We start from the raw sequence: 19,654 nt of genomic DNA on the forward strand, positions 1-19,654 counted from the left end.
GCATACCAATGACCGATAAACCAACGTTTTCGATGAAAAAAAGGCTTAATATCGTGATACTTGCGGCGTTTGCTGCGGTGGTCGCATACCTGATATACAGCATCTTCAAGGTGACCGTCAAGGACGCAAAGATGTGGCAGGAGCTTGCAAACTCACAGCAGCTGCAAAGCACCGTGGTGAAGGCATCAAGAGGTGCGATATACGACGCAAAATCACAGGTGCTCGCACAGAGCTCGACTGTGTATAACGTCTACGCAGACCCCGTGATGCTCAAAGAGCAGCTCAAAGCCAAGGACGACAAGATAGAAAAGATAAAACAGGACATCTCGGAGGAGGACGACTCGAAAAAGCGTGCTGAGTATCAGAAGACCCTTGATGAATGCAAGAGCGCTGACAAGCTGTATGACGAGCTCGTGGCACTGCTCTCGGAGGAGCTTATGGTCGAGGCTAAGACCGTAAAGGAAAAGTGCGAGGCCGACACGATGTACGAGATAATCAAGAAGGAGGTCGAAAAGACCACCTGCGATAAGATAAACAAGTTCCTCTCGGACAATGAGCTCGACGGTATAAGATGCGAGCCGACGACAAAGCGCTTCTATCCGCAGAACGAGCTTGCTGGTGCGGTGCTCGGCTATATCAATGCAGACGGCGACGGCGTTTACGGTATCGAGGCTTACTACAACGACTACCTCTCGGGCGTTGACGGCAGAAGCGTTATCGCAAAGGACAGAGACGGCGAGGCTATACCCTACAAGTACAAGCAGAGCTTCGATGCGCAGGACGGCGACTCGCTCTACCTCAATATCGACACGACTATTCAGCTCTACCTCGAAAGCGCTCTCAAAAAGTCGGTCGATGAATTCAACCCCAAGGAGCGTGCCTGCGGCATAATCATGAACCCCAAGACCGGTCAGGTGTACGCTATGGCGACTATCAGGGGCTGTGACCCTAACCACCCGAACGATGTTTTCGACGAGAACTACGCCCAGATACTTGCAGGCATGGACGAGGACAGCAAGGAATACCAGAAGGAGCATATAAGATACCTCACAAAGCAGTGGACGAACAAGGCTATCTCGGAGCTTTACAACCCCGGCTCGGTATTCAAGGTAATAACCGGTTCGTCAGCACTTGAAGAAAAGGCTATAACCCTCGACGGCCCCTTCAACTGCGGCGGCAGCCTTACCGTTCAGGGGCAGGAGATACACTGCTGGTCGTACCCTCAGGGACACGGCGGCCAGAGCTTTGCTCAGGCGATAATCAACTCCTGTAACCCGGCGTTTATGGAGATAGGCGCAAAGCTCGGCGTTAAGGGCTTCTGCAATTACTTCAGGGCATACGGCCTTACCGAAAAGACAGGCATCGACCTGCCTAACGAAGCCGACAGCTTCTATTACACAGAAGATACTATGTCTGACGTTGACCTTGCAGTTTCGAGCTTCGGTCAGGCAAACAAGATAACACCCATTCAGATGATAACCTCATATTCTGCGGCAATAAACGGCGGATATCTCGTCACACCGCAGATAGTCAACAAGATAGTTGACTCAAACGGCAAGATAGTCAAGGAATTTGACCCCGTTATCAAGAGACAGGTAATATCCGAGGAGACTTCCAAGGATATGCGTGACGTGCTCGAATACAACGTAACTACCGAGCATTCGGGCAACTGCTATATCCAGGGCTACAAGATAGGCGGTAAGTCGGGTACATCGCAGAAGATGGACGTTGACCCGACAGGTAACACGCACGTCGGCTCTTACTGTGCTTTCGCACCGGCTGACGACCCGCAGGTGATAATCCTTGTCATGGTAGACGAGCCGCAGGGCGAGAAATACTACGGCGCACAGGTCGCAACGCCTGTCTGCGTCGAGGCTATGACACAGGTGCTCCCTTACCTCGGCTTCTTCCCTGAGTATACCGAGGAGGAGCTTGCAGAGATACAGGTGTCTGTTCCCAACGAGCAGTATCTGCCGGTAAGCGAAGCCAAGAGCGCTATCGAAGCACTCGGCCTGAACGTCAAGGTAGTCGGCAGCGGTGACTCGGTGCTCAAACAGTCGCCGGCAGGCGGCACGCTCGTCAAGAGCGGTACTGTCGTGCTCTACACAGACGACACGCCCGAGCAGATGTACACTGTTCCGCCGCTTACAGGCCTTAACAAGGAAAACGCTATCGAGACAGTCGAGCAGAGCGGCCTTAATATCTGCGTAAAGGGCAACGACTCAGACGCAGAAAAGGCAGTAGCCCTCAACGACCAGAGCATAGAGGCCGGCAAGCAGGTGCCGGAGGGTACTATCGTGTCAGTAACTATAACAGCAGTCGATGCACTGCATGAATAAGGAGCAGAATAAATGGGATTTTTAAATGCACTTTTTGGCAGGGAGAAAGAGGAAAAGCTGACAGTCGAGCATGAGCAGGCGGAAAAAACCGTGTACTTCCCTCTCGGGGAGTTCCATTTTGTTGATGCTGCAAACTGTGTGCCGCCCGAGTTTGGCTATGAGGGCGAGATAGAGTGGTTTGAGACGGCGGATGCCGATGACCCGTATGAAAGAATGCTCGGAGTTTATATCGACAGAGATACCGTGGATTCGCAGGGGGCTGACCTTTGCTACAGAAGGCTTGAGGAGTATGCCGCTGACAAGAGGGGTACCGAGAGAACGGTCAAGCAGGCAGCGGCGGAGTATTTTTTAAACGAGCGCAGCGATTTGTTTTTTGACAAAAGGCCAAATGATGCGGCAGAGCTTGCTGATGGCTTTGAGCTAAGATATATAAGCATATACAGAAACGGCGACACTGTTTTTTCATTGGAGCAGTATTCCTCCCTTGCGATAGAAGGAGATGTGTATGTAACATTCAGGGCTGACGGCAGCGTAGAATTTAGGTATACAGAAGGGTAAGGAGAAATTGATATGAAACTTTCACAGCTTTTGGAGGGGGTAGCGCAGACCTCCCTTCCCGATATCGACATCACGGATATAACAAGTGACACCAGAAAGGAAATGCGCCCGGGCTTTGCATTTGTGTGCATAAAGGGCAATACCTTTGACGGGCACGACAGCGCAGAGGAAATGATAAAGCGTGGCGCAAAGGTCATAATAGCTGAGCGTGACTTAGGGCTTGAAAACCAGGTCATCGTTGAAAACACAAGGGCTGCATATCCTGTGCTCTGCCTTAACTTCTTCGGCAGCCCGCAGAAGAAGATAAAGCTCATAGGCGTAACAGGCACAAACGGCAAGACTACTATCACGACTGTGACAAAGCGCATATTTGACAAGCTCGGCATAAAGGCAGGGCTTATAGGCACTGTCAGCAACGAGATAAACGACCGTGTGATACACACCGAGCGCACCACCCCCGAGCCGTATGACCTTGCAGAGCTTTTCGGCGAAATGGTCAAGGAGGGCTGCGAATACTGCATCATGGAGGTGTCGTCTCAGGGTCTTGAGCAGAAAAGGCTTGAGGGCTGCCATTTCACGGTAGGTGCATTCACGAACCTCACGCAGGACCATCTCGATGTCCACGGAACTATGGAAAATTACTATAACGCCAAGAAGATACTCTTTTCGATATCAGACAAGGCTATAATAAACATAGACGATGATTACGGCAAGAGATATTTTAACGAGATAAGCATTCCCAAGAAGACGCTCTCGGTAAAGGGCGAGGGCGATTACAATGCCGAGAACATCAGACTCACAGCACACGGGCTTGAATATGACTTCAACGACGGCAGCGCAAAATATCCTGTGAGATTTGCAATGCCGGGAATGTTCAACGCATCGAACTCGCTGACTGTTATTGCGATATTTGAAGCACTCGGCTTTGACGCTGCGAAGATAGTTCCGCTCCTGGGCGAGATAGAGGGCGTCAGGGGCAGAGTCGAGGTAGTGCCTACCGGCAGGGACTTTACGGTGATATGCGACTATGCGCACACGCCTGATGCTCTTGTCAACGTGCTCTCGACTATCAAGGAGTGCTCGGACGGCACGCTCAGATGCCTTTTCGGCTGCGGCGGCAACAGAGATGCCAAGAAGCGTCCGCTCATGGCAAAGGCTGCGGCGGAGTATGCTGATTTTCTTATCGTTACATCTGATAACCCGAGGAACGAAGACCCCGAGCTTATCATAAAGGATATACTCCCCGGCTTGGAGGGTACTGACAAGCCCTACATCACGATAACCGACAGGCGTGAGGCTATTCACTGGGCTGTAAAGAACGCAAAGAGCGGTGACATCATCGTGCTCGCAGGAAAAGGGCACGAGGATTATCAGATACTTGCAGGCATGAAGAAGATACACTTTGACGAGCGTGAGGTAGTAGCCGAGGCGCTTGCAGAGCTTGACGGCTGACCTGCAAAGGGTACACTTTGGTATCCGGGAAAGCAATAAAAAAGAGAGGACGGTAAAGACCGATGGTAAATATGACATTAAAAGAAATAGTTGAGGTGGTTGACGGCAGCTTTGGTTTTCCGTCCGACATCGAGGTGTCGAGCGTATGCACCGACACAAGAGCCATAAAGGCAGGGTGCGTTTTCATAGCACTCAAAGGCGAGAACTTTGACGGCCACGACTTTGCAGCGCAGGCTACCGAGCTCGGTGCTGAGGCCGTTATCACCGAGCGCCCGATAGAGAACGCAAAGTGCATAGTCGTTGATTCGACAAGGCGTGCGCTTTTAAACCTCGCCTGCCATTACAGGAATAAGTTTGAGATACCGCTTATAGGCGTTACAGGCAGCGTCGGCAAGACATCTACCAAGGAAATGATAGCAAGCGTGCTGTCGCAGGGATATAAGACCCTTAAGACAGAGGGCAACCACAACAACGAGATAGGCCTGCCGCTCACACTTTTCGAGATAGAGAAGGACACACAGGCGGCCGTAATAGAGATGGGCATGAACCACTTCGGCGAGATATCACGCCTTTCCCTCTGCGCCTGCCCGACTATCGCTGTGATAACCAACATAGGATTCTCGCACATCGAGAACCTTGGCACGCAGGAGGGCATACTCAAAGCCAAAATGGAGATACTCGACGGCTGCTCATACGACGCACCGCTTGTTATTAACGGCGACGACAAGCTGCTTGCAAATGTCACCCCCCGTGGCGGCAGAAGGACTGTAAGCTACTCGATGTCAAAGAAAAGCTGCGATGTATACGCTTCAAACATAAAGACAGACGGCGGCGTGATAACACTTGATATAAACAGCAAGGCAGGCGTGACACCTGTTACGATAAACTGCTACGGCGAGCATAATATAAAGAACGCTCTTGCGGCATTTGCCGTTGGTCTGGAGCTCGGCATGAGCACTGAGGACATGGCAAAGGGCATAGCAGCCTTCAAGCCCGACGGCATGAGGCAGAATATTCAGCAGCGTAACGGCATAACCATGATAATAGACTGCTACAACGCAGCACCCGACTCGATGAAGGCCGGCATATCCGTGCTCTCGCAGGTCAATGTGGCTGAGGGCGGCAGAAGGATAGCCGTTATCGCCGATATGCTCGAAATGGGCAAGATGGCGCCCAAGCTGCACAAAATGGTAGGCGAGGCACTTGGTGTCAGCACGACTGATATGATATTCTGCTACGGCGAGAACGCTAAGTATTTCATAGAGGGCGCTGTAAAGAAAGGCTTTGACAAGGATAAGTGCTTCCACTTCGAGACGAGGGAGGAGCTTACAGAAGCAGTCAAGGCAGAAGTCAAGCCCGGCGATGCAGTATGGTTCAAGGGCAGCCGTGGCATGAAGCTCGAAGAAGTTGTAGATGCATTATAACGAGCTGACGCCCTACGGGGGCGTGCTTATGGCACTGAGCTTTATTCTGAGCCTCAGCTCCGGGATAATGCTCATACCGATATTCCGGTTTTACAAGACAGGCATATACAAGCCGCACATCGGCGACAGGCTCAGGGGTGACGATTCATCGCCACGATTTGGCGGAGCGCTGATGATGCTTGGCATAGCGGCAGGCGGTGTGGGAAGCATCGCCGTGCTGCAGGCAGGCGGAGGCTTTGACAGCACACCGCAGAAAAGGTGTGCAGCGGCGCTTTTGTATATATTCATGGCCTTTGCAGCAGGCTTTATGCAGGACTACGTCAAGCAGAAGCTCAACCGCCCGGCAGGGCTAAAGGGCGGCTTGCTGTTTTTGTACCTCTGGGGGCTCTCCTGCGGCTTCCTGATAGCGCTTAAGCTGATATGCGGAAGCACAGGCGAGGTGCTGCTGCCTTTCAGGCTCGGCTTTCTGAGCTTCGGGGCATTCTATTACCCGGTCACAGGGCTTGTGATGACGCTGTGCATATACGCATTCAGGGTACACGACAGCTACGGCGGCGAGGAGGAATACTGCTGCGAGGGGCTCATGGGCACGGGAACGGTGCTGATATCGCTTTTCTTTGCGGTGATGACACAAAGCGACTGCTCGCTTATCGGCTATATCACCGCCGGCTCGGCAGCAGGACTGATGATATGGAGTATGTATCCTGCCAAGATATACTTCGGCGAGAGCGGACAGATAATTTGCGGTGCTGCTTTTTGTGCAATGTGTATAGTATCAAATAACGAAATACTATTGATATTTCTCCCGATTTCTGCTATAATAGATATGTTAAGCACTTGTATACGTTTTCTGCACTACAGAAGGACGAAAAATGTGCTGCTCCTGGGTGGGAGCCTTCATGCTCACCTTAAGGCAAAGGGCATGAGTGATACAAAGATAATACTATGGTCATTGCCTCTGACCCTCGGAGGGATAGCAGCAGGCGTGATGTTTATTATCTACAGTAATAATGTGATGAGTGCTTAGATGATGTGACACCGTAAAAAGACAGATAAGCGGTGTTGTGTGGCAAATGTGTAAAAGACAATGAAGAAGGGTGGTGTGTTTTCTGGCGCCAAAGGAAATAAAGCGTATGCGTGACGGGAGCCTTGTTTATGAGCGCAAGGGCTTCAGCGTCAAGAAACATACCGAGATAGAGCTTGGCTCGTCTAAGGACGTGGCCACAGAGAGAAACGTTTTCTCGATAAAACCGGTATTCTCCAGGATAGACCGTTCGTTTCTGATACTTGTGCTGGTGCTGCTCGGGTTCGGACTTATAATGATGTTCTCGGCGAGCTATGCGTGGGGTCTTGAACAGGGCGACGGCTACTTTTACATAAAAAAACAGGCGATATTCGCAGTCATAGGCCTTGCGGTCATGTGGGTGGCGTCGATCATAGATTACCATAACTACTTAAATACCAAGGTGGCGTTCGGTTTCTTCGGGCTTATGTGCCTGCTGACACTGTATACGGCGATAGCCGGTACTGCGACGGCGGACGCTTCAAGGTGGATAGTTGTGGGCTCGTTCCGCTTCCAGCCGTCTGAGCTTCTGAAAATATCGCTGATAATAGTTTTTGCATACACAGGTGCGGTAAATTTCCCGAAATATGCAAGCTGGAAGTATTCGACGATACCCTTTGCGGTGTATCTCGGCACAGCGGCAGGTCTGCTCGCACTCCAGAGACATATCTCGGCTGTACTGCTTATTTCGATACTTGGTCTTTCGCTTATGTTTGTAAGCGGTGTGCCGCTAAAGACATTTCTTAAATTCCTGGCTGTGCTGCTCGCAGCAGGCGTTGCGCTTGCATTCGTGCTGTACTTCGTAAAGGGAGATTTCTCCTACATATCAGACAGGATAAAGGGGTGGAAAGACCCCATGTCGGACGTTCAGGGCAGCACGCACCAGACCTATAACGCACTTTTAGCTATAGGCTCGGGCGGTGTGTTCGGGCTCGGCTTCGGTGAGTCAAGGCAGAAATACCTCTACCTCTCCGAGTCGCAGAACGACTTCGTTTTCGCCATAGTCTGCGAGGAATTCGGGCTTATCGGTGCGATAGTCGTTATACTGCTCTTTTCACTGCTGATAGTTCACGGCTTCTATATAGCTTCCCGTGCCAAGGACAGGTTCGGTATGCTGATAGCGTCGGGAATAACCATACAGATAGGCTCACAGGCACTTCTTAACATGATGGTCGCCTGCAACGCCTTCCCGAATACGGGTATATCGCTGCCGTTTTTCAGCTACGGCGGAACGGCGCTTATAATAACTCTTGCCGAGATAGGGATTATACTCAACGTTTCCCGTCAGGCCAAGACAAAGAAAAAGAGATAGTCTGGTTCACATTTGAATGTATCGCTCCTTAGGGCGAGTACGGTAAAGCGGCCAGACCGCAAATTGATAATTGCCCGAATGGGCATAACGTGCGCCGTCGGCGCACACCATAATTATGCATTATGCATTGTGCATTTTGCATTTAAGAAGGTGTAATTATGTTAAAGGTACTGCTTGCAGGCGGAGGAACGGCAGGTCATATAAATCCTGCGCTCGCCATTGCGGAGATAATAAAGGAGCATCGCCCCGATGCGGAGTTTGCCTTTGCCGGCAACCCCAAAAAGCTCGAAGCGACGATAATACCCAAGGCAGGCTACAGGTTTGAGGGTATAAATGTCGAGGGCATACAGAGAAAGCCGAGCTTTGAGAATATAAAGAAAAATATCCACGCAATGGGCTGCCTTATGAAGACAGGCCCCCGTGCAAAGCAGATAATAAATGACTTCAAGCCTGACCTTGTGGTGGGTACAGGCGGCTATGTGTCGGGTCCTGTGCTCAGAAAAGCACAGCAGATGGGCATTCCTACCGCCCTGCACGAAGCAAATGCCTTTGCAGGCGTCACCACAAAGCTGCTCTCTAAAAAGGCAGATGCTATAATGCTCACCGTCAAGGACACAAAGAACCTTGACCCCAAGGTGATGTCAAAGGTCACAGTGACCGGCCTGCCTGTAAGAAAGGCATTCGATTCGATGTCTAAGGAGCAGGCAAAGGAAAAGCTGGGCTTTGCTAAAGACGAGGTGTGCGTGCTCTCATGCGGCGGCAGCCTCGGTGCAATGACGATAAACGAGAGCGTATTAAAGCTCCTGAAATGGTATCAGGATAAGGGGATAGTGGTAAACCACATCCATTCCTACGGCACATATGCCGGCTATAAGGATTACCCCGACAGGCTAAAAGCGCTCGGGATCGACTTTGAAAACGACAGCAGAAGACTTATAAGCGATTATATAAATATGCCTGTGTGCATGGCGGCGGCTGACCTTGTGATAACACGCTGCGGTGCGTCAACGCTCATAGAGCTTGAAGCTATAGGCAGAGGGGCTGTGCTGATACCCTCACCGCACGTTGCGGAAAATCATCAGTACCACAACGGCATGGTGCTCGAAAGAGCAGGCGCAGGCAAGGTCATCGAGGAGAAGGACCTTACGGACGAGCTGTTCATCAGCACGGTCGAGAGCCTTATCAAGGACATAGACAAACTTGATGAGCTCGGTAAAAACTGTGCGTCACTATATATAAAAGATACAAATGACAGGATATGGGGAGTGCTTGAAAAGCTGATCAAATAAGGCGGCAGGCAAATGGAAGCAAATAGAAGTGTTCGGATCTAAGGAGAAGTAGTTTTATGTCAAAAATAAACCCATCAATGGGCGGGCTTGAGATGCCCGAGGGTATGGATGTTAATCAGGAGCTCGGAAAACAGCTCTTAAATGACAATCTCGGCAGGCATGGAAAGCAGATGGCCAGCCAGCTGAATATGCTTGAGAGCGCCGACTTTGCCAACGCATCGACAAAGTATGACGGCATCGAGAAGATAGAGAACCTCTCTAACGCAAAGGCAAAGGCCAAGAGGGAGGAAGAGCTCGACTTTATGAAGAGCATCGCCAAAAAGCCCGTGCCTACGAGGAAGACTATCGACAACGATACAAGAAAGAAGATAAAGATCGGCAGCGGATATGTCTCGCTCAGGAAGTTCGTTATCGTATGCTCTGTCATTCTTGCTGTGTTTGTGGCTTTTGCGCTGTTTATACCGCCGGTGTTCGTGACTAATGTTATCGACTCGCAGGTCGGCGATGAGAATATTTTCGCATCAAAGAACATAAACGAGCTCAGAGTAGAGTATGCGGACAAGTATTCAATGGAGGATAACCAGGCTCTTAAGTCGGAAAAGGCTGAGAACTACAGAGAGGTCTACATTAAGTTCTATGTGGTCAATATGTCGATATTCCAGACAAGGATACCGCAGTTTGAGCTGATGACCAGCCGCTCAAAGAGTCCCGACAGGATAGTATATGTAGGAAACGAGAACCCCCACACCACAATACAGCCCTTCTCCAAGGCAGAGGTCACTGTAAAGGTGCTGGTGAATGTAGAGAATATGACAAACGGCGATTTTGCCGACCTTATAAAGGGTATGGTGTTCTGCACCGTTGATATGGACAGAATGGTCGCAAGATCGACCTACTGCCCGTCTATACCGGCTGTAATATTCGTGTCAGATGAGCTGACGCTCTCTATGAACTGATATTTTCACAAAACACTCAGAATGTGCATATTATGACTTCGTACCGAGCTTTTTGGGAAAGAAGGAAATGATATGCAGGGTTTTATTATCGAGGGCGGAACGCCTTTAAAGGGAGAGATACGCACCTCCGGCTCTAAAAATGCGGCGCTGCCGATAATTGCCGGGTGCCTGCTCGTAAACGGCGAGGTGAGGATAAACGACTGCCCATGCCTGAGCGATGTGTATTCCTCAGTGAGGATACTGTCATGCCTCGGGTGCAAAAGCTGTATGAGCGGCGGTGTGCTGACTGTCAGCTGCAAGGATATCTCAAACGACCACATACCCGACAAGCTGATGAGGCTCATGCGGTCGTCGGCGCTCTATCTCGGGGCGTGTATAGGCAGGCTCGGGAGCTGTACGCTTTCCTATCCGGGAGGGTGCGAGCTGGGGGCAAGACCTATCGACCTGCACCTTTCGGCACTTGAAAAAATGGGTGTGTGCATAAACGAAAAACACGGCGTAATAGAGTGCAGCTGCCCAAACGGCCTGCACGGGGCGCATATCTCGCTCTCGTTCCCGTCGGTGGGGGCGACTGAGAATATAATGCTTGCGGCATCTCTCGCAAGGGGCGAGACTGTGATATACAACAGCGCCCGTGAGCCTGAGATAGCCGACCTTGCAAGGTTTCTGCGTGCGTGCGGAGCTGATATCGCCGGCGAGGGGACTTCTGTTGTAAGGATAAACGGCGTAAAAGAGCTCCACGGCTGCGAATACACCGTGATGCCCGACAGGATAGTGACTGCTACATATCTGTGTGCGGCAGCGCTGGCAGGCGGAGAGCTCATGATAACAAATGCAAGAGCCTGCGAGCTCAGGCCTGTTATAGATGTGCTCTGCGAGGCAGGGTGCGATGTCTACGGATATGATGACAGGATCTATATAAGCAGAAAACGGCCTCTGAAGGCTGTGGGAACTGTAAGAACAATGCCCTACCCGGGCTTTCCGACAGATGCGCAGCCGCTTATAACGGCAGTGCTTTCAAGGGCGGCAGGTGTCAGCGTGGTGGCAGAAAATATATTTGAGAACCGCTTCCGTGCAAACCCCGAGCTCGTGCGTATGGGCGCACAGATCAAAACAGAGGGCAGGATAGCGGTGATAGAGGGTACTCAAAGCCTTTACGGTGCCCGTGTCATGGCGGCAGACCTGAGAGCAGGTGCGGCACTGACAGCGGCAGCGATATCGGCTCAGGGTATAACAGAGCTTGGGAATATAGAGTATATCGACAGGGGCTATGAAAGGTTAGAAAAGGCTCTTTCCTCTGTCGGGGCAAGGATAATGAGAACGCAGATATAAGAAATAACAAGGGAAGATAGAATGAAAAAGAAAAGGATAGACCGCTCATCTGCTGATGCGATAGCATCACATGGCGGCAGAAGGCTTCATAAGAAGCGAAAACGAATAAAACTGAATATCCCGCCGAGCATAGTGGTCACATTCGGTATCACGGCATCGCTCGTGATAGTCGTTATAATGTCCTTTACGCTGTTTTTTAACGTAAAGCAGGCTGAGATAAACGGCTGCGAGCTTTATACCTACGACCAGGTGCTCGTGATAAGCGGTGTCAGTGACAGCACAAATCTTTTGAGAATGAATACAGATGTCGTGGAAAAGCGCCTTGTGAGCGGCCTGCCTTACATAGAGGAGGCAAAGGTGACAAAGCGCTTCCCGGATTCGATTGATATCGAGATAACCGAGGCAAAGCAAAAGGCGAACCTCGACGACGACGGGCGCTATATAGTGATATCCTCGCAGGGGATAGTGCTCGAAACTGACAGAAAGGCTCCCGTAGCAGGGCTGCCGACAGTCAAGGGTTTTGAGCCGGAGAGCGACCTTAAGCCCGGAGATGAGATGAAGTCCAAGGACAATCTCAAAGCAAAGATAGTCAAAACGCTGCTCGAATCTATCGACAAGCTGGAATTCGACGGCATAAGCGAGATAGACCTGACCGACAGAACGGATATCGTGCTCAGATATGACGACAGGCTGGATATATATATCGGGTCTTCATACGATATGGAGTATAAGCTCGAGGATATGAAGCTCGTTATAGACCAGGGATTGATAAAGTCGTTCAGGGGTATGCTCAGATACACCGGCGCTGAGAGCGGCATCATGGCAAGAAGCGAAAGCGCAGTCAACAGCCGTGATGAAGCAAGGAAAAAGCGCAAGGACAACGAAAAGGCCGAGGAGAAGGAAACTAACGCTGACGGTGAGCAGCAGACAGGCGGCGATGAACAGCCGGCAGATATCGCAGGCGGCGAAGACCAGTATTACGAAGGTGACTGGGGCGGCGAAGGCGGCGATACCGGCGCTCTGACCGAAGCACCTGCTGTGACGACTGCTCCGCCCGAGACTGAGCCTCCTCCGCCGGAGACTACGACCTGGGCAGGCTGGTAATATGATACCGGCGGCAGGATATGATGACTGCCAGTTGTCCGAAAAATTGTTATTATATACAATTTTGTACGAAAATAGGGATAGTTAATTGACAATTAACTAAAAATTTAAAATGATTTAATAAAAGCACTTGAAACTTTTGTGATTTTATGCTAATATAATAATGTATCATTTTATGTTAAAAAGTAAAACTGCCGTTTTTCTAAACCCTTAAAACGGCTGAAACGGAGGATGTATAATATGTCATACGAGTATGTTGAGGCACCTGTTGAGGGCGCAAGGATCAAGGTCATCGGTGTCGGCGGCGGCGGCGGAAACGCCCTTAACTGTATAGCCGGCGAGGGTATCGTAGGTAATGTTGAATACATAGCTATCAATACCGATATTCAGGCGCTCAAGGCTTCAAAGGCTACTGAGAAGATAGCTATAGGCCAGAAGCTCACACACGGTCTCGGCGCAGGCGCTAAGCCCGAGGTAGGCGAGGCATCCGCTCAGGAGAGCAAGGAAGAGATATCCAAGGTCATCGAGGATGCTGATATGGTATTCATCACAGCAGGCATGGGCGGCGGTACAGGTACCGGTGCGGCACCTGTTGTTGCACAGATCTCTCAGGAACTCGGAAAGCTCACAGTTGCTGTTGTTACAAAGCCCTTCAAGTTCGAGGGCCCCAAGAAGATGGAAAAGGCAGAGCAGGGTATCGCTAACCTTTTAGAGCACGTTGATGCACTTATCGTTATACCTAACCAGAATCTCCTTTCCGGCGCACAGAAGCTCACTATGAGAGAGTCTTATTCTCTTGCTGATAACGTACTTAAGACAGATGTTATCTCCATAGCTGAGATAATCACAAGACACGACGAGATCAACGTTGACTTTGCTGACGTTACTACAATAATCAAGAACGCAGGCTACGCTCACATGGCTATCGGCCACGGCGCAGGCAAGGATAAGGTGCAGGAGGCTGTATCGCAGGTAATATCCAGCGAGCTGCTTGAAACATCTATCGCAGGCGCTAAGAGACTTCTTGTAAACATCACAATGAGCGAGGATATCGTAACAGACGAGATCGACGAGCTCACAGATGCTCTTACAAAGGCTGCTGACGAGAACGCTGAGATAATCTTCGGCAACGGCTATGATGCTGACGCTAAGGACGAGATCTTCGTAACAGTTATCGCTGCTGATTTCGACGGCGCTGCTGCAAAGAGAGCTGAGACTATAGCCAAGGCTCCCGAGGCTGTAAAGAAAGCGAGCTTTTCGACAAATTTTAAGCAGACCCCCAAGGACGTGAAGGCTGATGCTGATGCACGTTTCAAGGCTGGGGTAAAGGCTGCTGACAATACAGATTACTATAACGATATATTCAACATTTTCAAGAACAAATAATATAAAAAGGACTTGAAAAATACTGCGAAATATTGTATAATATTATAGGTATAAAAATTAAGGGAGGAAAGTTCAATGTCAAGCAACGGTTATTTAAAAACTGTCCGAATGGGCGGCTTTGATAAGCAGGACGTTCTTGCTTATGTAGATGAGCTCAATTCAAAGATCTATAAGCTCGAGGGGCAGGTAAAGGACCTGACTGAGACTAATGAAAGGCTTGAAGCAGAGGCCGGCGGCGCTGCTCATGCTGAGTTTGAGGAGAAGGCAGAGTATGAGAAGAAGATAGAGGAGAGCAAGTCCAAGATAGCTGAGCTCCAGTCTTCCGCTGATACAATGAAGCTCCAGATAGCTGACTACGAACAGCAGATACAGGAAAAGGAAGCTGAGATAGAGAGAATGAAGGGCGAGGCTGAGGAGCTTCAGGAGAAGCTCGAGCAGGCTGAGCAGAACGCTGCAAACAGCACTGCTACAGTTGCACCGCAGTTCGACCTTGGCTCGGTATTTATCGAGGCTCAGAATACAGCTAACAAGATCGTAACTGAGGCTAAGAAGGCTGCTAAGCAGGCTGAGGACGAGGCACAGGCTCTCGCAGCTCAGATAGTTGACGATGCTAACGCACAGGCTGAGAAGACTGTTGCTGATGCACAGGCAGAGGCTGAGGCTACACTTGAAACAGCTAAGAGCTCCTCTGAAGCTATGGTTTCCACAGCACAGGCTGAGGCTGAGGCTATGACAAGCCAGGCAAGAGGCGAGGCTGACAGAACAGTCGGCGAGGCTAAGGTAAAGGCTGAAAAGATGATAACAGATGCTCATAACGAGGCGACTATCATCAGAGAGAAGTCCTCCGGCTTAAGAGAGAGCGTTAAGACTGAGTATACAAAGCTCAGCGAGAACGTTCAGCAGCTCATCACTACACTTAATGACCTCTACGGCGCAAGCATAGGCTCCGTAAATCAGGCAAGAGACTACATTGACGAAGGTCTTGAGCTGGTAGAAGGTAACTCGGATTTTAACGATAGTCAGAAAGGAAGTGATGTAAGCGCCGAAACAGCCAACACAGCAGAAGCAGTCAGCGAAGAAGATGCAGGCAACAATGACGACCTGCTCGCACAGCTCGCTGATATGGCAAACGAGGCAATGGGAAAGATTTAAGAGATGAACGAGATCATTGTAATAAAAACTGAGGAGCTCAAAGCAAGAAGCGCAGAATTCCGTGCAGGAGATAAGCTCTTGCTGACAGGCACCGTTTATACCGCAAGAGATGCAGCTCATAAACGCTTTATGGCGCTGCTCGATGAGGGGAAAGAGCTTCCCTTTGATATAAACAATGCGGTGATATATTACGCAGGCCCTACCCCTGCACCCGAAGGAAGACCTATAGGCTCATGCGGGCCGACGACCTCGGGAAGAATGGACAGGTTTGCACCGAGACTGCTCGATCTGGGGCTTGGTGCTATGGTCGGGAAAGGTGAACGCTCGCAGGAGGTAAGAGACGCTATCGTGAGAAACAAGGCGCTTTACCTTTGTGCAGTCGGCGGCGCTGGTGCGCTTGCCTGCAACTGCATCAAGTCGTGCGAGGTCATAGCCTTTGAAGATCTTGGCTGCGAGAGCGTAAAAAGGCTCTGTGTAGAGCGTTTTCCTCTCATAGTCGCAGATGACTGCTTCGGCGGAGATATCTTCTCCGAGGGCAGGGCAAAGTATAAAAGATAACTTTTACAGCGCTTCCTGAAAACGGGGGCGCTGTTTTGTGTGGGCGCTGTTTTGGGGAGCAATATTTAGCTTTTTGTAAAAAGAAATTATAATAAAAATAAAAGCTATTGCTTTTTTGGGCGGATTATGATATAATTAATATGCTGATTTGTGATGCTTAATAAAGGCAATACCGCACAAAGACCGCCTGTCGGCTTTGTACGGTATTGCCTATCGAAACGGAGGGCTTTATGGACGGCGAAACGGTTACTGTGCTGATAAAATTCGCTGTCAAGGCGCTTATCATAATGGCGGCGATAGGGCTTATGGCTGTTATCACACCAAAGCTCGCAAGGATAATAGAAAAGCGCCACCCCGAGCTTACTGAGGAAAAGAAAGAGCCCGGTGAAGACGACTGTGTCAGGGGCATCTACGACAAGCAGAGCGAAAAATATGATCTTAACTACAAGATCTACAACAAAGATATATATGGAGTTGATTTTAAACATGGCAAAAAAAGGAAACAAGATGGTAAATGATATTACCGCTATGGACGAAGATTTTGCAAAATGGTATACCGACATCTGCAAGAAAGCAGAGCTCGTTGAGTATACAAGCGTAAAGGGCTGCATGGTTATCCGCCCCTACGGCTATGCTATCTGGGAGAATATACAGCATATCCTTGATACTATGTTCAAGGAGACAGGGCATGAAAATGTTTGTATGCCTATGTTTATCCCCGAGAGCCTGCTCCAGAAGGAGAAGGATCATGTTGAGGGCTTTGCACCCGAGGTCGCATGGGTAACACACGGCGGCAACGAGAAGCTCGAAGACAGGCTTTGCGTTCGTCCTACATCTGAGACACTTTTCTGCGAGCACTATGCTAATATCGTTCACTCCTACAGAGACCTGCCCAAGCTCTATAACCAGTGGGTGTCTGTTGTAAGATGGGAAAAGACAACAAGACCTTTCCTGCGTTCGAGAGAGTTCTTATGGCAGGAAGGCCACACGATCCACGAGACAGCTCAGGAAGCAATAGATGAGACAGAGAGAATGCTCGATCTTTACGAGAAGTTCTGTCAGGAAAGTCTTGCTATGCCTGTGGTAAAGGGCAGAAAGACTGACTCTGACAAGTTTGCCGGTGCTGAGGCTACATACGCTATCGAAGCTATGATGCACGACGGCAAGGCTCTCCAGGCCGGCACATCGCACTATTTCGGCGACGGCTTTGCAAGGGCATTCGATATACAGTTCACAGGCAAGGACAACAAGCTCGCATACCCTCACCAGACATCGTGGGGCGTAACTACAAGACTTATCGGCGCTATCATAATGACACACGGCGACGACAACGGCCTTGTGCTGCCGCCTGCTGTAGCTCCTGTCCAGGCTGTTGTTATCCCGATACAGCAGTTCAAGGAAGGCGTGCTCGACAAGGCTAACGAGATAGCTGACAAGCTCAAAGCTCTCGGTATCAGAGTCAAGGTCGATGACAGCGACAACTCGCCCGGCTGGAAGTTTGCTGAGTACGAGATGCGTGGCGTGCCTGTAAGAATTGAGATAGGCCCCAAGGATATAGAGAATAATCAGTGCGTGCTCGGTATCCGTTACAGCGGCGAAAAGGTGACTGTTTCGCTTGATGAGATGGCTGACAAGGTCAAGGCTCTGCTCGATAGCGAGATAACCAAGGGTATGTTTGACAAGGCTCTTGAGAATCGCAAGAACAGAACTCACGCCTGCAAGACGATAGCTGAGATGAACGAGGCTCTTGCTAAGGAAGACTGCTTTATCCACGCTATGTGGTGCGGCGATGAGGCTTGTGAGGACAAGGTCAAGGAAGAGACCGGCGCCGGCTCACGCTGCATTCCCTTCGAGCAGGAGAAGATAAGCGACGTATGCGTTTGCTGCGGCAAGCCTGCAAAGCACATGGTGCTCTGGGGCAAGGCATACTGATAAAACATAATAAATATTCAAGCCCCAAAGCGGTTTACAACGACCGCTTTGGGGCTTTTGTCATATGCCTATTATATTTCGTGCGACAGTCCACACAACGAGCACTGCGAGGAAGACCCACAAGATGCGCTCGTGCGGCATGGTGACGCTGTATTTGCCGGTTTTTATATACCTGACAGTCACGACTGACGCCACATACCCGGCAAACAAAAGCTCCGGGAATATGAATGCGTTATACTTAAATGCGCCTGAAAAATCCAAATGCAGCAGCGATATGAGCGCCCTTGAATTGCCGCAGCCGGGGCAGGAGAGGCCGGTTATCTTATGGAACACGCAGGGTATGCCGAGCCCTGTAAGGCGCACGAACAGATAATATAAAAACAGCACGCCGAATATCACTGCATACACAACAGCAGCCCTTGCTGCACGCTTTTTCATCTGCTCACCTGCCTGTCTTAAAGAATACCGAAAATAAAAAGCCGCCCACAAGGACGGCCTTTTGTTTGCTTACATAATTAACCGAGCTGGTTCATCTCGTTCTGTACGAGAGCTAAAAGAGCGATCGGGAATATAACAGCAAGAAGAATGTAGATGATCTTGTTGTCAGCAGCTGTAAGACCTCTCTGCTGTTTAACAGCGTTGATGTTATCATCAGCATTGATTGCAAATACTACGCCGCCGACATAGAGGAACATCAGAACGAACTGTATTGCAGGTGAAAGGTTGCCGAGGCTCTTGCCACCAGCGTTGTACATCTCGTTCATAGTCTTCCAGTACCAGTAAAGGCTGTAAAGGCCGCAGGTAACGATTGTAAGAACGATAACAACAACTACGCTTCTGTTAGTAAACATGGTTTTCTCCTCCTATACAAATTATTATATATACATTATATACTAAAACAATTGATTTGTCAATAGTTTATGTAAAAAATTATCACAATACTATCACTTTTTTGTGCTTATCAGCTTTGAGAGGTTTATATTTTCCACACTTTTAAAAATATTCTCCTTCACGTTCGGTATCTCGCCTTCAAGGCTCTCTATAAAGCGTTTTACAACCAGCCGCTTTGAGTCGCTCTCGTGCGCCTGCGATGCTGTGTGCTCTGTGAACTTGCAGGCGCAGGCCAAGAATTTGAGCTCATTATTATCACGCCATGAGATTATATCCTTTTCATTTACAAGATACAGCGGACGGATAAGCTGCATACCCTCGAAGTTCTCAGACCTCAGCCTTGGCATCATCGTTCTTGTCTGGCCGCTCATAAGGCTGCTCATGAGAATAGTTTCGCACACGTCGTCAAAGTGGTGGCCGAGGGCTATTTTGTTGCACCCTCTGTCCTGAGCGTTCTTGTAGAGGTGGCCACGCCTCATTCTGGCGCAGAGGTAGCAGGGGCTTTTCTCTATCGTGAACACGCTCTCGAAGATGTCGCTCTCAAATATTTCTATAGGTATCCCGAGAAGTCTGGCGTTATGCTCTATCATCTGCCTGTTGGGCGCTGTATAGCCGGGGTCCATGCACAGGTATGTGATGCCTATATCATATAGCCCTTTTTCCTTTAGCATCTTAAAGAGCAGTGCGAGCAGCATTGAGTCCTTGCCGCCTGAGATGCACACGGCGATATTATCCTTATCCTGCACGAGCTTGTATTTTTCCAAAGCCTTCAGAAACGGCTGCCAGATGCTTATCCGGTAGTCATTCTCGATGCTTTTTAGATATCTGTCTGTCATAATAACACCCCTTGATAATAGTGGCAGCTTTGCAAAAAGCAAGCCCCTGCACATAGCAGGGACTTGGTAT

At 49.8% G+C, this 19,654-nt stretch carries 18 protein-coding genes; 15 read left to right on the forward strand and 3 right to left on the reverse strand.

Annotation, left to right across the window (positions count from 1 at the left end):
• Positions 1-8: 8 nt before the first annotated feature.
• The 15 genes from CD05_RS0101690 (at position 9) to proS (ending at position 17,857) form a co-directional block, all read left to right on the forward strand.
• Positions 9-2,339, forward strand: coding sequence for a penicillin-binding transpeptidase domain-containing protein (locus CD05_RS0101690; RefSeq protein ID WP_028509031.1), 2,331 nt, complete (start codon positions 9-11; stop codon positions 2,337-2,339).
• Between the two features lie 12 nt (positions 2,340-2,351).
• Positions 2,352-2,897 (forward strand): hypothetical protein, encoded by a 546-nt coding sequence (locus CD05_RS0101695; protein ID WP_028509032.1) that lies wholly within the window; start codon positions 2,352-2,354, stop codon positions 2,895-2,897.
• 12 nt (positions 2,898-2,909) lie between these two features.
• Complete coding sequence (locus tag CD05_RS0101700; RefSeq protein WP_028509033.1) at positions 2,910-4,349, forward strand: UDP-N-acetylmuramoyl-L-alanyl-D-glutamate--2,6-diaminopimelate ligase; 1,440 nt, start codon at positions 2,910-2,912, stop codon at positions 4,347-4,349.
• A 62-nt stretch (positions 4,350-4,411) separates the two neighbouring features.
• The gene (gene murF / locus CD05_RS0101705) at positions 4,412-5,773 is read left to right on the forward strand and encodes a UDP-N-acetylmuramoyl-tripeptide--D-alanyl-D-alanine ligase (protein WP_028509034.1); all 1,362 of its coding nucleotides are present in this window, start codon (positions 4,412-4,414) and stop codon (positions 5,771-5,773) included.
• Between the two features lie 28 nt (positions 5,774-5,801).
• Complete coding sequence (locus tag CD05_RS0101710; protein ID WP_198021560.1) at positions 5,802-6,800, forward strand: hypothetical protein; 999 nt, start codon at positions 5,802-5,804, stop codon at positions 6,798-6,800.
• Between the two features lie 106 nt (positions 6,801-6,906).
• A complete protein-coding gene (locus CD05_RS17050; RefSeq protein WP_084262067.1) occupies positions 6,907-8,148 on the forward strand; it encodes a putative peptidoglycan glycosyltransferase FtsW in 1,242 nt (413 codons plus the stop codon).
• Between the two features lie 158 nt (positions 8,149-8,306).
• Positions 8,307-9,437 carry a UDP-N-acetylglucosamine--N-acetylmuramyl-(pentapeptide) pyrophosphoryl-undecaprenol N-acetylglucosamine transferase gene (locus CD05_RS0101720; protein ID WP_028509036.1) on the forward strand — a complete coding sequence of 377 codons (1,131 nt, stop codon included), beginning with the start codon at positions 8,307-8,309 and terminating at the stop codon, positions 9,435-9,437.
• A 56-nt stretch (positions 9,438-9,493) separates the two neighbouring features.
• Positions 9,494-10,393 (forward strand): hypothetical protein, encoded by a 900-nt coding sequence (locus CD05_RS0101725; protein ID WP_028509037.1) that lies wholly within the window; start codon positions 9,494-9,496, stop codon positions 10,391-10,393.
• A 72-nt stretch (positions 10,394-10,465) separates the two neighbouring features.
• Positions 10,466-11,725: a UDP-N-acetylglucosamine 1-carboxyvinyltransferase gene (gene murA / locus CD05_RS0101730; protein ID WP_028509038.1), complete on the forward strand. Its 1,260-nt coding sequence runs from the start codon at positions 10,466-10,468 to the stop codon at positions 11,723-11,725.
• Between the two features lie 21 nt (positions 11,726-11,746).
• On the forward strand, positions 11,747-12,829 hold the full coding sequence (locus tag CD05_RS0101735; RefSeq protein WP_028509039.1) for an FtsQ-type POTRA domain-containing protein: 1,083 nt from the start codon (positions 11,747-11,749) through the stop codon (positions 12,827-12,829).
• Between the two features lie 240 nt (positions 12,830-13,069).
• Entirely contained in the window at positions 13,070-14,215 is a 1,146-nt protein-coding gene (gene ftsZ, locus CD05_RS0101740; RefSeq protein ID WP_028509040.1) for a cell division protein FtsZ, read from the forward strand.
• Between the two features lie 75 nt (positions 14,216-14,290).
• Positions 14,291-15,367, forward strand: coding sequence for a hypothetical protein (locus tag CD05_RS17055; protein WP_198021561.1), 1,077 nt, complete (start codon positions 14,291-14,293; stop codon positions 15,365-15,367).
• Between the two features lie 3 nt (positions 15,368-15,370).
• Positions 15,371-15,925 (forward strand): FumA C-terminus/TtdB family hydratase beta subunit, encoded by a 555-nt coding sequence (locus CD05_RS0101750; protein WP_028509041.1) that lies wholly within the window; start codon positions 15,371-15,373, stop codon positions 15,923-15,925.
• A 230-nt stretch (positions 15,926-16,155) separates the two neighbouring features.
• Complete coding sequence (locus CD05_RS0101755) at positions 16,156-16,443, forward strand: hypothetical protein (RefSeq protein ID WP_028509042.1); 288 nt, start codon at positions 16,156-16,158, stop codon at positions 16,441-16,443.
• Positions 16,412-17,857 (forward strand): proline--tRNA ligase, encoded by a 1,446-nt coding sequence (proS, locus tag CD05_RS0101760; protein ID WP_028509043.1) that lies wholly within the window; start codon positions 16,412-16,414, stop codon positions 17,855-17,857. Before CD05_RS0101755 ends, proS begins: the two co-directional genes overlap by 32 nt.
• Before the next feature lie 60 nt (positions 17,858-17,917).
• Here proS and CD05_RS17060 read toward each other — a convergent pair whose 3' ends face one another.
• The 3 genes from CD05_RS17060 to CD05_RS17065 all read right to left on the reverse strand — a co-directional run bounded on the left by CD05_RS17060 (position 17,918) and on the right by CD05_RS17065 (position 19,584).
• Positions 17,918-18,295: a DUF2752 domain-containing protein gene (locus tag CD05_RS17060; RefSeq protein ID WP_051588763.1), complete on the reverse strand. Its 378-nt coding sequence runs from the start codon at positions 18,293-18,295 to the stop codon at positions 17,918-17,920.
• Positions 18,296-18,372: 77 nt separating this feature from the next.
• Entirely contained in the window at positions 18,373-18,708 is a 336-nt protein-coding gene (locus CD05_RS0101770) for a DUF4234 domain-containing protein (protein WP_028509044.1), read from the reverse strand.
• A gap of 93 nt (positions 18,709-18,801) precedes the next feature.
• Positions 18,802-19,584: an ATP-binding protein gene (locus tag CD05_RS17065; protein ID WP_051588764.1), complete on the reverse strand. Its 783-nt coding sequence runs from the start codon at positions 19,582-19,584 to the stop codon at positions 18,802-18,804.
• Positions 19,585-19,654: the final 70 nt, after the last annotated feature.

Origin of the sequence: Ruminococcus sp. NK3A76 (genome assembly GCF_000686125.1) — a bacterium.
Lineage (GTDB): Bacteria > Bacillota > Clostridia > Oscillospirales > Ruminococcaceae > NK3A76.

Excerpts from the sequence above, each read along its gene's own strand:
- CD05_RS0101690 (WP_028509031.1), top strand. The coding sequence starts at position 9 with ATGACCGATAAACCAACGTTTTCGATGAAAAAAAGGCTTAATATCGTG.
- CD05_RS0101695 (WP_028509032.1), top strand. The coding sequence starts at position 2,352 with ATGGGATTTTTAAATGCACTTTTTGGCAGGGAGAAAGAGGAAAAGCTG.
- CD05_RS0101700 (WP_028509033.1), top strand. The coding sequence starts at position 2,910 with ATGAAACTTTCACAGCTTTTGGAGGGGGTAGCGCAGACCTCCCTTCCC.
- murF (WP_028509034.1), top strand. The coding sequence starts at position 4,412 with ATGGTAAATATGACATTAAAAGAAATAGTTGAGGTGGTTGACGGCAGC.
- CD05_RS0101710 (WP_198021560.1), top strand. The coding sequence starts at position 5,802 with ATGGCACTGAGCTTTATTCTGAGCCTCAGCTCCGGGATAATGCTCATA.
- CD05_RS17050 (WP_084262067.1), top strand. The coding sequence starts at position 6,907 with ATGCGTGACGGGAGCCTTGTTTATGAGCGCAAGGGCTTCAGCGTCAAG.
- CD05_RS0101720 (WP_028509036.1), top strand. The coding sequence starts at position 8,307 with ATGTTAAAGGTACTGCTTGCAGGCGGAGGAACGGCAGGTCATATAAAT.
- CD05_RS0101725 (WP_028509037.1), top strand. The coding sequence starts at position 9,494 with ATGTCAAAAATAAACCCATCAATGGGCGGGCTTGAGATGCCCGAGGGT.
- murA (WP_028509038.1), top strand. The coding sequence starts at position 10,466 with ATGCAGGGTTTTATTATCGAGGGCGGAACGCCTTTAAAGGGAGAGATA.
- CD05_RS0101735 (WP_028509039.1), top strand. The coding sequence starts at position 11,747 with ATGAAAAAGAAAAGGATAGACCGCTCATCTGCTGATGCGATAGCATCA.
- ftsZ (WP_028509040.1), top strand. The coding sequence starts at position 13,070 with ATGTCATACGAGTATGTTGAGGCACCTGTTGAGGGCGCAAGGATCAAG.
- CD05_RS17055 (WP_198021561.1), top strand. The coding sequence starts at position 14,291 with ATGTCAAGCAACGGTTATTTAAAAACTGTCCGAATGGGCGGCTTTGAT.
- CD05_RS0101750 (WP_028509041.1), top strand. The coding sequence starts at position 15,371 with ATGAACGAGATCATTGTAATAAAAACTGAGGAGCTCAAAGCAAGAAGC.
- CD05_RS0101755 (WP_028509042.1), top strand. The coding sequence starts at position 16,156 with ATGGACGGCGAAACGGTTACTGTGCTGATAAAATTCGCTGTCAAGGCG.
- proS (WP_028509043.1), top strand. The coding sequence starts at position 16,412 with ATGGCAAAAAAAGGAAACAAGATGGTAAATGATATTACCGCTATGGAC.
- CD05_RS17060 (WP_051588763.1), bottom strand. The coding sequence starts at position 18,295 with ATGAAAAAGCGTGCAGCAAGGGCTGCTGTTGTGTATGCAGTGATATTC.
- CD05_RS0101770 (WP_028509044.1), bottom strand. The coding sequence starts at position 18,708 with ATGTTTACTAACAGAAGCGTAGTTGTTGTTATCGTTCTTACAATCGTT.
- CD05_RS17065 (WP_051588764.1), bottom strand. The coding sequence starts at position 19,584 with ATGACAGACAGATATCTAAAAAGCATCGAGAATGACTACCGGATAAGC.